Raw genomic sequence first — 12,361 nt, forward strand, 5'->3', positions numbered from 1 at the left:
CTTTCGTCACCTTGCGGCGGGCACCTGTCGATGCAATCCTTTGAGCGAGATTCGGGCCTTTGCCGGCGAATCGAACCGGAGCCCCGCAATGGCGGAAACCATGCTTTTCGATGCCATACCGCAGGCGCCCAATCTGCGGACCGGGCTCGTCAACACCTTGATCGCGCAGATCGAATCCGGCGACCTGGCGCCCGGACAGCGGCTGCCGACCGAGCAGGAAATCGTCACCGCCACCGGCGTCAGCCGCACCGTGGTGCGCGAGGCGCTGGCGGCTTTGCGGGCTCGCGGACTGATCACGACGCGTCAGGGCCTCGGCGCCTTCGTCGCCAAGGATCCGCTGCCAAGGACCTTTTCGATCCTGCCCGACGACCTCGAATCGATCGACGAGGTGCTGCGCGTGCTGGAACTGCGCATGGGCATCGAGGTCGAAGCGACCGGCCTTGCCGCCGAGCGGCGCAGCGATGCCGCGCTTCAGCAGATGGGCGCGCGGCTCGATGCATTGGAGGCGGCGGTGCGCGCCGGCGGCTCCGGTTCGGAAGAGGATTTCGGCTTCCACCGCGCCATTCTGGCGGCGACGCAGAACCCGAATTTCACCCGGCTGTTCGACACATTCGGAAGCGCCATGATCCCGCGCCAGTGGACACGGCTCGACCGGATGACCGAGGACGAGCGGGAGAAATACCTCGCCCGCATGCAGCGCGAGCATCGCGCCATCCTCGGGGCCATCGAAGCCAGGGACGTCAACGCGGCGCGGCGCGCCATGCGCAGCCACCTGGCCAAGAGCTATGCCCGCTTCGAGGATTTGCGGGACAAGGCTGTTCACGACTGAACTCATCCGGCGACTCCGCCGAGATAGAGTTCGCGCATCAGCGACATGTCGCTGAGTTCGGCGATGGCGCCCGAGACGACGATGCGGCCGTTCTGCATCAGATAGCCGCGCGAGGCGACGGCCAAAGCGAGACCCGCATTCTGTTCGACCAGCAGCACCGAGGCGCCGAAGCGCTCGCCGATGCCCAGGATGATCGCCTTGATCTCCTTGACCAGCAGCGGCGACAGGCCGAGCGAGGGTTCGTCGAGCAACAGCACGCGCGGCCGCGTCATCAGCCCGCGCGCGATGGCCAGCATCTGCTGCTGGCCGCCGCTCAGCGAGCCGCCCTTGTCGCGCCGCTTGGTGGCGAGGATCGGGAAGAAGGCCAGCATCGTCTGGAAATCGGCCTCGACGGCGGCCTCGTCGCGGCGGGCATAGGCGCCGAGGCGCAGGTTTTCCTCGACACTCATGTCGACAAAGATCTTGCGGCCCTCCGGCACCAGCACGACGGAGCGCCTGGCCATAACGTCGGCGGCAAGCCCGGTGACATCGGCGCCATCGAAGGTGATGCTCCCCGCGCGGGGTTTGATCAGGCCGGCTATCGCCTTCAGCAAGGTTGATTTGCCGGCGCCGTTGGGGCCGAGGATGGTGACGATCTCGCCCTTCTCCAGCGTCAGCGAGACGTTGCGGTTGACGATCGTCGGGCCATAGCCGGTGACCACATCGGAAACGGCGAGCAGGCTCACAGATCGCCTCCGAGATAGACTTCGAGCACCTTGGGATCGGCAAGCACGGCTTCGGTCGGCCCGTCGGCGATCTTGGAGCCGAAGTCGAGCACGGCAAGACGCCGGCACAGCATCTGCATCAGCTTCATGTCATGGTCGATGACGCAGACGGTGATGCCGTGTCCAGGAAGCTGGCGCACCAGCCCGACAAGGGCGGTGGTCTCTCGGTCGTTGAGCCCGGCGGCCGGCTCGTCGAGCAGCAGCAGCGACGGTCGCGTGGCCAGCGCCAGCGCCAGGCCGAGCAGGCGCAGGCTGCCGAAGGGCAGCACGCCGGCCTTCTCATTGGCAAGCGCGCTCAAGCCGACGAAGTCGAGCAGCGCCTGCGGTGTCGGCCACGGGTTGGCGTTGCCCCCTGCCCGCGCGTGTTCGCTGGCGATCTGGACATTTTCCAGCACGCCAAGGCCGGCAAAGGCCATGGCCTGCTGGAAGGTGTAGCCGATGCCGGCGCGCGATATGGCATGTGGTGCGAGGCCGGTGATGTTGCGGCCGCGAAACGCGACCGTGCCACCGCTCGGTCTGTGGACGCCGGTGACGACGTTGAACAAGGTGGTCTTGCCCGAACCGTTCGGGCCGACGACGCCGAGGATTTCGCCCTCCGCGATGGCGAGGTCGACGCCGGCAAGGGCGGTGACGCCGCCGAACTGTTTGCTCAAGCCGTTGATCGCCAGGATCGGGCTCATCGCCGCGCCTCCGAGGGGGCGGCGTCGCGCTCTTCGGTCTTCGGCTTGCCGGCGACCAGGCCGCGCAGCGCGCGCACGATGCCGCCGATCAGCCCGTCAGGCAGAAGCATGATCACCGCGATCAGGCAGACGCCGTAGACGATGCGTGACTGCACCGGATCGAGATTGAGCACTTCCGGCAGGAAGGCAACGAGGATGCCGCCGGCGAGCGGCCCCTCGATCAGCCTGGCGCCGCCGATCATCACCATCAGCGCCAGATAGATGCTCGGGAAAGACGAGAATTGCGAGGGCGAGATGTGGCCGAGGAAATAGGCTAGGAGCACGCCGGAGATGCCGGCAAAGACGCCGCTGACGACGAAGGCGCCGATCTTGTGGCGGCCGACATTGATGCCGAGCGAAGCGGCGAGCTTTTCGTTCTCGCGAATGGCGCGCAGCGTGCGGCCATAAGAGGAATGGATGATCGCCCAACTCGCCACCGCGGCGAGCGTGACGAAGGCCACCACCATCAGATAGTAGCGCGTCAGATCGCTCATATCGACGCCGAACAGGGTGACCGGACCGGCGATGTCGAGCCCTGTGGCCGCACCTGTATAGTCGCCGCTATTGGTGAGCACGATGGCGAGCAATTGGCCGAAGGCGAATGTCATGATGACGAAGTGATGGCCGCCGACGCGCAGCGACGGAATGCCGACGACCATCGCGAAGATGGCACTGGCAAGGGCGGCCGCCGGCAGCGCCAGCCAGAAACCGACGCCGAAATCCCGCGCCAGGATCGCCGCCGCATAGGCGCCGACGCCGACCAGGGCTGCGTGGCCCATCGACAGAATGCCGGTCTGGCCGAACAGCACCGACAGGCCGTAAAGCGCGATGACGTTGATGCCGGCGGAGATCGCCAGCGACAGGAAGCGGTTGCTGGGCGAAAACAGCGGCACGGCCGCGATCAACGCCAGGATCACCAGCACAGGCAGCAGCGAGCGCAACGCCCTGGAGCCCGCATTCATGACGCCATCCGGGGGCCACTGGTGCCGCCGAACAGGCCGTGCGGGCGCACGATCAGCACGAGGATCATCAGGGCAAAGGAATAGGCGTCGGTCCATTGCGAGAAGCCGTAGCCGGCGCTGAAGCCCTCGACGATGCCGAGGATGAGACCGGCGGCGACGGCGCCGTAGATGTTGCCGAGGCCACCGATGAGCGCCACGGCAAAACCTTTCATCACCATGGTGCCGCCGGTGAAGGGCGTGATCGGAAACAGCGCGATCAAAAGCGCACCGCCGAGCCCGGCCAGCGCGCTGCCGAGCACGAAGACACCGGTGATGTAACGGCGCACCGGAATGCCCATCAAGGCGGCCGTATCGCGGTCCTCGACGCTTGCCCTGAGCGCGCGGCCGTAGCGGCTGGCGGTGATCATGCGGAAGCTCAGCGCCACCACGGCAATGGTGATGGCGATGACCATGACGCGGACCGAGGCGATGCGTACGCCGCCGACCTCCCAGACCGTGGTCAGCGGGCGCGGAATGCTCTTCTGGTTGGGGTTCCAGAACAGCACGACGACGTGCTGCAGGACGACGATGAGGCCGAGCGAGACGATGAAGCCGTTGGTCGGCCGCTCCAGCGTGAAACGGAACAGGCCGCGCTCGAGGATGTAGCCCATCAGGCCGACCGCCAGGATCGAAAGCACCACGGCAACCGGGAAACCGAGGCCGGCGCTGACGGCAAGCCAGGTGACGATGCCGCCGATCATCAGGAACTCGCCATGGGCGAAGTTGATGATGCCGGTCAGGCCGAAGATCAGCGTCACGCCGATGGCGATGAGCGTGATGACGCTGGCGATGGAAAGGCCGTTGAGGATTTGCTGGATGAAAATATCCACGGCGATCGGGACCTGTCTTGCAAGAAAGGGCTTGGCGGCAGGTGTTGCCGCCAACCCGGGGATGATGACGCCTTAGCTCTTCGGCGCTTCGGCCGGCGGCTGCTGCATGGCGCAGGAGATATTCCCGCCCGGCGCCGCGGCGCAGACTTCCGTCGCGTGGGTGACCTGGTGCGTCGGATTGAAGGTCAAATCATCCGAGACCACGCCCTGATGGTGCAGCGTCAGCAGCGCATCGACCGTCTTGTCCGGATCGAAGCTGTCGGCCTTCTGCCAGGCCTCGACGAGGAAGTGCACATAGTCGTGGTAGAGCAGCGACACCGACGAGGTCACGCCATGCGGCGCGCCGGCGGCGAAGTAGGCGTCGAAATAGGCCTTGGCCTTCGGGTTGGAGGACTCGCCCCAGCATACCGGAACGCAACTCATCGCCACCGGCACGTCGGCCGAAAGCTGCTTTTCCTTCCAGATGCCGGGGTCGACGCCGAACAGGAAGTAGCTCTTGGCCGCCCCCAGCTCCAGCGCCTGCGGCAGCGCCGTCAGCGTTGAATCGCCATTGTACCAGAAGTGGATGATATCCGGATTGAGGCTCTTGGCCCGCGTCAGGAAGGGCGAGAAATCGGTCGTGTCGGGCGGGTAGAAGATGATGTCGGGAACGTCCTGCCCTTCCGCCTTCAGCGCCTTGAAGTAGTAGGACGACAGGAACTGCCCGGTGGCGTCGTTGCCGACGATCATCACCGACTTCTTCGGCTTGAAGCCGAGCAGTGGCTCGAGCAGGGAGAGCACGCCGCGCGCGGTCGAGCCCGAGCGTTGGAATTCCTGCGGCTCGGACTGGAAGAGATAGTGGTCCTCGCCGCCCGGCTTGACCGAATCCGGGTTGAGGATTTTCGCCAGCGTCGAATTGCCGGCGAAATGGATGATCTTGGCCGGCTGGGTGATCTTGGCCATGGCCAGCGTGAAGTCATGCGTCTCCGAGCCGAAGATCGCCTGCACCTTCACGTCGCGCACCAGTTCCTGCGTGGCGGCTATTGCCGTGGCGATATCGGTGCGGTCGTCGCGCTTGACCATTTCGAGCTTGTAGGTCTTGCCGCCGACCTTGAAGCCGCCGGCATCGTTGATCTGCTTGACGGCAAGGCCGACGCCGGCCGGCAAGGTATGGCCGGCGGAGACGAACGAACCGGACTCGGCGGCGACGACGCCTATCTTGACGATGTTGTCCTCGGCCATGGCCGGATGGGCGAACGCGCCGAGGCATAAGGCCGCTGACGCGGCCAGTTTCAGAACAATATTCAACTTGAGATCCTCCCGACTCCAAAATCTTTGCAGTCTTACCGGGTTGTCATACAACCCTGTAATCTGGTAAATCTTACGGACAGGGATGTCAATCGCATTGCGATGCGCTAGAACGCCGGCGCTCACCAGAATCGCCCGCGGAACCGCAGTCAGGAACAGCAAGATGCAATCACGGAAGTTTGGCCGTACCGGCAAGTCAGTCAGCGAAATCGGCTTCGGCGCCTGGGCGATCGGCGCGGCCTGGGGCGAGGTCAATGACGACGACGCGATTGCGGCGCTCCATGCCGCGCTCGACGCCGGCGTCACCTTCCTCGACACCGCCGACGTCTATGGCGATGGCCGCTCGGAAAAGCTGATCGCGCGGGTGATGAAGGAGCGTGGCGGCGAGCGCCCGTTCATCGCCACCAAGGCCGGACGGCGACTGCCGAAGCAGAGCGTCGAAGGCTACAGCCTGGAGAATTTGACCGGCTGGATCGACCGCAGCCTGAGATATCTCGAGACGGATACGCTGGACCTAGTGCAGCTGCACTGCCCGCCGACCGACCTCTATTACCACCCGGAGGTGTTCGAGCGCCTCGACAAGCTCACTGAGCAGGGCAAGATCCGCAATTACGGCGTCAGCGTCGAGCGCGTCGAAGAGGCGCTGAAGGCGATGCAGTATCCCGGCGTCGTCAGCGTGCAGATCATCTTCAACGCCCTCCGCCAGCGACCGGCCGAACTGTTCTTCGGCGAGGCGAAGAAGAACGATGTGGCGATCATTGCCCGCGTGCCGCTGGCCAGCGGCTTGCTGTCAGGCAAGTTCAAGGCCGACACCAAGTTCGAGACCACCGACCATCGCCTGTTCAACCGCAACGGCGAAGCCTTTGATGTCGGAGAGACGTTTTCGGGCGTGCCCTACGAGGTCGGGCTGGCGGCGGTCGAGCGCATCCGGCCGCTGGTCTCCGGCGACACGACGATGGCGAAGTTCGCGCTGCGCTGGATCCTGATGTTCGACGCGGTCAGCGTGGTCATCCCCGGCGCCCGCAATCCGGCCCAGGCGGTTTCCAATGCCGAGGCCGCAGCACTTGCGCCGTTGTCGGACGACGTCATGGGTAAGGTGAAGGCGATCTACGAACAGGACATCAAGCCTTACGTGCACCAGCGCTGGTGATCAGCCTCAGTCGCCTATAGCTCGACCGCGAAATCGAACCTGCAATGGTCATGTTGGCCATTGCAGGCGCAGTACGTCTCCTCGCACGCGACCGCCGTCGGATCGGCGGTGCCAAGCAGGAACGAGAAGGCGCCGGTGACGAAACCTTCGAAGGACCACGGGCCAATCGAAGAACGGCGGTACGTCTTACATCGTACCCCTTCCTAGCAGCGGTACTGAATTGGCCGCTTTTGGGCACACCAAAAGCAGCCGATTTACCTTGGTCGCCGGCAGGGAGAATTTGCCGGTCGTTGCCGATACTTCGGCCGCAAGTTCTATTCGCACGCGCGGAAGACACGCCCAAAGGAATACGGTATCTTACGCTAGATAGGAACATCTCTGTCGAAATGAATAACCGATGGCGCGAGCACCAATATCCGATAACGTACAGGCAAAAGTGCTCTTGCGGTCTCGGAGGCGGTGTTGCATCTGCTACGGACTCAACGGCGATATGGCTATCAAGCAAGGCCAGATCTCTCATCTTGATCGCGACAGCGCCAACCCCAAGGAGGACAATCTCGCGTTCCTGTGCCTTGTCCACCATGATGAATACGACAGCCAAACAAGCCAGCGGAAAGGGTTCACAATCACGGAGGTAAAATCCTTTCGCGAGGAACTCTACGCCGTGAACAGTCGCACGAGCGAAATCGCTTCAGATGCGCCAACACTTGCGCAGGGAGGCCACGGCGGAGGCGGCGAAATCTTTGGTAATGGCACGGTGATAGGCGGTCGAGGTGGTCGCGTCGGCTTCGGCAGCCGGGGTCGTGGGGGCGATGGAGGCAGCGGCGTAATCCATGGCAATGGCTTGATCATCGGCGGTGACGGCGGTTCCGTCGATGGCGAGAATATCTGGTATCCTCCAGCCCGATCCGGCTACGACGATTATCTCACAAAACAGGGGGAGTCACCCGATTGGGGCGTTATGTACCCTGGCTACGGCGGGATGTCGGCCGGATACCTGCAGCGCCATCAGATCGTCCAAGCTATCCGCGCTGCGTATTTTCATGCCCAAGGCGCAGTCGACAAAATTAATCGCAGCAAAATAGAGGATGTGCCTCTGGCCCATATAAACTTAGAGCTACAAGCGTCCGGGCTTCTATGGCGCGCCGAACAAGAGGGCCATTGGTATATCTACTCGATCCCGGACCGAGACTCGTGAGAGAACCTTCTATCAGACGGAGCACTTGCATTCCGGCTTGCGCGACGCTCCTAACGACAAAATATAGTCAGCCGATCTTCACCAGCAGCGGCCCTCCTTGCCCTTTTTCACGGTTGCGTTTTCGCCACTTATCTGTCGATGATTGTCCGGATCGCATCGTAGGTAAGACCATCAGGCGCAGCGTCTAGGAACGCACGCATTTGGTCGGGACTACTCGCCCAAATGCACATCGCCGAGTGTTCATCGGCCTTGCGCCGGACGAGAGGGCCTATTTCCGAATCCTGCAGCCACAGGGTTTCAATGGCGCGACCCTCAGGCGACTTCTCCCGGTGGTAGCTATAGTTTCGACCGGATCGCACTATTCGATCTAGGATGATTACATTGCCGACGGGATTGAGATCAGAGTGTTCGGTAATGCCGAGCGTCAAGTCCGTCTTCTTGCCCTCAAACTCGATCCAGGCGTGCGATATCATAACTTCATCGGACCCGTCATTCACGTATCCCACAACGGGAACCGTCCGTATGCCTTTGGCGGCGAGGTAGAGGTGTAGGAAGAACGTCATACGGTAGCACATGCCAGTCGACTCGGCTGGTTCAATGAATCGACCAAAGAGACGCTCTGCTGCATCAACCAGGACGCGCTCATCGAGCGTCAACGTGTCGTGCCATTGTCTATTCGCTACAGCCCGTTGTTTTGCCTGACCCATGACTCTTACAGACCTCCCCAAAACTTGATGATATCAACTTCCCATCATTTGGCTCAGGTATCTTATTCAATGTAATATGCAAAGTTGTATCAGCCGATGGTTCTCCACTCTGATCTGCATCCCCGAAAAAGACGGCCTTTCCCAAGTTTACGCTCCCCTGGCCCGCAACAGCGAAGCGAATTGCGACTTTATGATTACGCACAGAGGAGGCAAGGCTCTTCCGCTAACACCTCGAAATTGATGTCGTTATAGGTTTTGCCACAAAGACCGGAATGAACCTCGGCTATAGCGTTTCCTGATACCTGTATGTTTAAGCCGCGAAATCGAACCGGCAATGGTCATGCTGACCGTCGGAGGCGCAGTACGTCTCCTCGCACTCGACGGCCGTCGGATCGGCAATGCCGAGCAGGAATGAGAAGGCGCCGGTGACGAAACCTTCGAACATGTAGCAGACGGGCTGGGCGCGCCCCTGCCCGGCCTCCAGTGCGAAGATCGAGTTGCGCAGGCTGATGCTGCCGCGACGGACGGTGATATCGAGCGTGTCGACCGAGAACTGGCCCCAGCCGCGCTGCGATAGGCGCTGGAAATAGTGGCGGAACGTCGCTTCCGGGTCGAGGCCTTTGCCCCGCACCTGCGCCGCGCACCATTCGATGGCGGATTTCGCCGTCGCGGCGCGCAGGATCGTCCTGTAAGCCTCGCGGCCGAGGGCTGCCTCGACCGCGCGGTGATTGTTCACCAGGAAGTGCCTGGGCAGATAGACCATCGGCAGCCCGTCGGTCCGCCAGATGCCGCTGGTATCATCGACATCGATCGGAACGGCAGGCTGCATGATGCTCAAGCCGCCTGCCGCTGCGAGGCGACCGAGGCCGACTGGTCCTTGTAGAGCTCGCCATCCTTCATGATGACGATGAGGTTCTTCTCATGCACCATCATGTCGAGGTCCTTCAGCGGGTCGCCATTGACCAGCAGGAGGTCGGCAATAAAACCTTCCTTGACCATGCCGAGCTCGTCGCCGAGGCCCATCACCTGACCGCCGAGCCGCGTGCCGCATTGCAGCGCTTCGCTGGGCGAATATCCCAAGAGATCGACGAAATGTTTTAGATCCCGCGCGTTGGTGCCTTGCGGCGTCTGCGCGAAGCCATAGTCGCCGCCGATCAGCGCGCGCACGCCGCGCTTGCGCAATTCGGTATAGACCTTACGGCTGTCGTCGAGGATGCGCTGCATGCCGAACTTGACCGCCATCTCATGGGTGAAGCCGAAGGGCTCGCCTTCGTACAGCGTGCCATAGATGATGCCGATGGCCGGGCCGACGAAGATGCGGTCCTTGGCCGATTCCAGCGCGTCGAGCGCCTCCTCGTCGGCGGATTCGCAGTGGTAGATGACGTCGACGCCGCATTTGACCGCACGCTTCACCGAACCGGCGGCACGGGCGTGGCAGTTGATCTTCTTGCCGAAGTCGCGCGCCACCTGCACGGCCGTCAGCACCTCGGCCTCGCTCATGACGGTCAGACCGCCATGCGCGGCGGGGCTGAGATCATCGCCGGAGATATTGATCTTGATGTTGTCGGCGCCTTCGCGGCAGCAGAGCCGCACCGCCTTGGTGATCTCCTCGACGCCGTCGGCGATCATGCCGAAGCTCTCGTGATACATGTGCTGCTGGCGCTCGTCGCCGAGGCCGCCGGTGACCGTGATCTCCGGGCTGCCGGCGCGCATGCGCGGTCCCGGCAGCCGACCGGCGTTGATTTCGTTGCGGATGACGATGTCGAGCCTGAGCTTCGAGGTCGCGGCGCTGTAGGCGCTGGTGAAGCCATGGTCGAGCAAGGTCTTGGCGTTGCGCATGGTGAGCAGCAGATGCTCTTCGGGCGGGATCAGGCCGAGGTCGGAATCCTTGACCGCGCCGCCGAAGGAGATGTGGGCGTGGCCTTCGACCAGGCCGGGCATCAGCGTCATGCCATGGCAGTCGACCGTCGTTGCGCCGTCGCCCGACAATTGGTTGAGGGTACGCGCGATGGTTTTGATGCGGCCGTTCTCGACCAGCACGTCGGCCGGAAAGGCATCGGCGCCGGTGCCGTCCCAGATCATGGCATTTCGAAACATCACTCTTGTCATGGCAAAACGTCCTTTCGCGTTTGGCGGGTTATTGATTGGCGGCTTGCCGGGCGGCGACGTCGTCGGCCACCACATTGGACAGGATGCCGACGCCTTCGAGCTCGACCTCGCAGATGTCGCCGTGCTTCATGAACAATTGCGGCTTGCGCGCCACGCCGACGCCGGAGGGCGTGCCGGTGACGAGGATGTCGCCGGGCTCCAGCGTGATCGCCTCGCTGATGATCGAGATCAGCGAGACGACATCGAAGATCATGTCGTCGGTCGAGGCGTTCTGCACGACCTGGCCGTTCAGCCGCGTCTGGATGCGCAGGCCCTTGCCGCCCGGCGGCAACTCGTCCGCCGTCACGAAGATCGGACCGAAGGAGCCGGTGCCGTCGAAATTCTTGCCGACGGTCCATTGCGGCGCCTTGGTCTGGAAGTCGCGGATCGAGGCGTCGTTGAAAATGGAATAGCCGGCGACGTGGCTCAGCGCCTGGGCGGGAGCGATGTGGCGGCCGGCCTTGCCGATGACCGCCACCATCTCGCCCTCATAGTCGAGCTGGATCGAGGCTTCGGGACGACGGATCGCCGCGCCATGGCCGATCAGGCTGGTCGAGAAGCGGGCGAACAAAGTCGGATAGGTCGGCGGCACGAAGCCGCTCTCGACCGAATGGTCGACATAGTTCAGGCCGACGCAGACGATCTTGCCGGGCCGCGAGATCGGCGGCAGCCATTCGACGGCTTTCGGATCGATCTTGCGACCGCAGGCGAGCTTCTCGCCGGCGGCATGCAGCGCCTGCGCACCATCGGCGATCAGCTCGTCCAGCCAACCGGGAAACATCGCATCGCCGGCGTCGATGCCGCGGAACTCGCCTGAAGGCAAGGCGATCGCCAGCCCAGGTCCCCGCGGCGATTTATAAGCTGCAAATCGCACTGGCCACATCCTCGCTTGTGAAGGCTGGACTTTGTTGAGAAATTATATATCTGTCAACAGAGAATATATTATTTTGTATTCTGACTTCTGAGATAATGTATCAAGGCTCCTTAATGGACGGATTCGGCCGCAGGCAAACGCATGGCTAGGGAAGGCTCGATCAATCTCACCCAGGGCGCGTATGAGGATTTGCGCGCCGACCTGTTGTCGTGCCGGATCGCGCCGGGCAGCCGGCTCAAGGTCCAGGAATTGTGCGACAGGCTGTCGGTCAGCCTCGGCGCCATCCGCGAGGCGCTGTCGCGGCTGACCTCGGAAGGCCTCGTCGTGGCCGAGCCGCAGCGCGGATTTCGCGCCGCGCCGATCTCGGCCGAGGATCTGCTCGACCTCACCAAGACGCGCATCCAGATCGAGACGCTTTGCATCCGCCGCGCCATCGAGGTCGGCGACGTCGCCTGGGAATCGCAATTGGTCGCCGCCCTGCACCGGCTGTCGCGCACGCCCGAGCATACGCCCGACGATCCGGTGCATTCGAGCGACGAATGGGCGACCGCGCATGCCGCCTTCCACAAGGCCCTGGTCGCCGGCTGCGACAGCCACTGGCTGCTGCGCCTGCGCGACCAGCTTTACGACCAGAGCGAGCGCTACCGCCGCCGCTCGGTCTCGCTGGCGCCAAGGGCGCGCAACATCAGCAAGGAACATCAGGACCTCGCCGCCGCCGTGCTTGACCGCAATGCCGAGAAGGCCGCTGAATTGCTGGCGGCGCATCTGGCGGTGACCACCGACATCCTGCTGGCGGCGGAAGCCTCCGACCTTCCGGCGCCGAAGACGATCGAGCGGGCGTAGCTTTTCATTCG

The 12,361-nt window shown here is 63.1% G+C and carries 13 protein-coding genes; 4 read left to right on the forward strand and 9 right to left on the reverse strand.

Annotated elements, in window-relative coordinates:
- Positions 1 to 88 precede the first annotated feature (88 nt).
- On the forward strand, positions 89 to 829 hold the full coding sequence (locus tag ACVDG8_RS10905) for a FadR/GntR family transcriptional regulator (RefSeq protein ID WP_447254715.1): 741 nt from the start codon (positions 89 to 91) through the stop codon (positions 827 to 829).
- Between the two features lie 2 nt (positions 830 to 831).
- Here ACVDG8_RS10905 and ACVDG8_RS10910 read toward each other — a convergent pair whose 3' ends face one another.
- The 5 genes from ACVDG8_RS10910 to ACVDG8_RS10930 form a co-directional block, all read right to left on the reverse strand.
- The gene (locus ACVDG8_RS10910) at positions 832 to 1,554 is read right to left on the reverse strand and encodes an ABC transporter ATP-binding protein (RefSeq protein ID WP_447254716.1); all 723 of its coding nucleotides are present in this window, start codon (positions 1,552 to 1,554) and stop codon (positions 832 to 834) included.
- The gene (locus ACVDG8_RS10915; protein ID WP_447254717.1) at positions 1,551 to 2,273 is read right to left on the reverse strand and encodes an ABC transporter ATP-binding protein; all 723 of its coding nucleotides are present in this window, start codon (positions 2,271 to 2,273) and stop codon (positions 1,551 to 1,553) included. Before ACVDG8_RS10915 ends, ACVDG8_RS10910 begins: the two co-directional genes overlap by 4 nt.
- A complete protein-coding gene (locus ACVDG8_RS10920) occupies positions 2,270 to 3,274 on the reverse strand; it encodes a branched-chain amino acid ABC transporter permease (RefSeq protein WP_447254718.1) in 1,005 nt (334 codons plus the stop codon). The genes ACVDG8_RS10915 and ACVDG8_RS10920 overlap by 4 nt, the downstream gene beginning before the upstream one ends.
- Complete coding sequence (locus ACVDG8_RS10925) at positions 3,271 to 4,143, reverse strand: branched-chain amino acid ABC transporter permease (RefSeq protein ID WP_447254719.1); 873 nt, start codon at positions 4,141 to 4,143, stop codon at positions 3,271 to 3,273. The genes ACVDG8_RS10920 and ACVDG8_RS10925 overlap by 4 nt, the downstream gene beginning before the upstream one ends.
- Before the next feature lie 72 nt (positions 4,144 to 4,215).
- On the reverse strand, positions 4,216 to 5,430 hold the full coding sequence (locus tag ACVDG8_RS10930; protein ID WP_447254720.1) for an ABC transporter substrate-binding protein: 1,215 nt from the start codon (positions 5,428 to 5,430) through the stop codon (positions 4,216 to 4,218).
- Between the two features lie 163 nt (positions 5,431 to 5,593).
- Between ACVDG8_RS10930 and ACVDG8_RS10935 the strand changes: the two genes are divergently transcribed.
- Complete coding sequence (locus tag ACVDG8_RS10935) at positions 5,594 to 6,580, forward strand: aldo/keto reductase (RefSeq protein ID WP_447254721.1); 987 nt, start codon at positions 5,594 to 5,596, stop codon at positions 6,578 to 6,580.
- A 490-nt stretch (positions 6,581 to 7,070) separates the two neighbouring features.
- The gene (locus ACVDG8_RS10940) at positions 7,071 to 7,778 is read left to right on the forward strand and encodes a hypothetical protein (RefSeq protein ID WP_447254722.1); all 708 of its coding nucleotides are present in this window, start codon (positions 7,071 to 7,073) and stop codon (positions 7,776 to 7,778) included.
- Between the two features lie 128 nt (positions 7,779 to 7,906).
- Here ACVDG8_RS10940 and ACVDG8_RS10945 read toward each other — a convergent pair whose 3' ends face one another.
- The 4 genes from ACVDG8_RS10945 to ACVDG8_RS10960 all read right to left on the reverse strand — a co-directional run bounded on the left by ACVDG8_RS10945 (position 7,907) and on the right by ACVDG8_RS10960 (position 11,507).
- Positions 7,907 to 8,434: a hypothetical protein gene (locus ACVDG8_RS10945; RefSeq protein WP_447254723.1), complete on the reverse strand. Its 528-nt coding sequence runs from the start codon at positions 8,432 to 8,434 to the stop codon at positions 7,907 to 7,909.
- Positions 8,435 to 8,795: 361 nt separating this feature from the next.
- On the reverse strand, positions 8,796 to 9,314 hold the full coding sequence (locus ACVDG8_RS10950; protein WP_447254724.1) for a DUF5943 domain-containing protein: 519 nt from the start codon (positions 9,312 to 9,314) through the stop codon (positions 8,796 to 8,798).
- A gap of 5 nt (positions 9,315 to 9,319) precedes the next feature.
- On the reverse strand, positions 9,320 to 10,594 hold the full coding sequence (locus ACVDG8_RS10955; RefSeq protein ID WP_447254725.1) for an amidohydrolase family protein: 1,275 nt from the start codon (positions 10,592 to 10,594) through the stop codon (positions 9,320 to 9,322).
- A 28-nt stretch (positions 10,595 to 10,622) separates the two neighbouring features.
- The gene (locus tag ACVDG8_RS10960; RefSeq protein WP_447254726.1) at positions 10,623 to 11,507 is read right to left on the reverse strand and encodes a fumarylacetoacetate hydrolase family protein; all 885 of its coding nucleotides are present in this window, start codon (positions 11,505 to 11,507) and stop codon (positions 10,623 to 10,625) included.
- A 141-nt stretch (positions 11,508 to 11,648) separates the two neighbouring features.
- Here ACVDG8_RS10960 and ACVDG8_RS10965 point away from each other — a divergent pair, with 141 nt between their 5' ends.
- On the forward strand, positions 11,649 to 12,350 hold the full coding sequence (locus ACVDG8_RS10965; protein WP_447254727.1) for a GntR family transcriptional regulator: 702 nt from the start codon (positions 11,649 to 11,651) through the stop codon (positions 12,348 to 12,350).
- Positions 12,351 to 12,361 lie beyond the last annotated feature (11 nt).

The organism is Mesorhizobium sp. ORM8.1 (assembly GCF_053005525.2).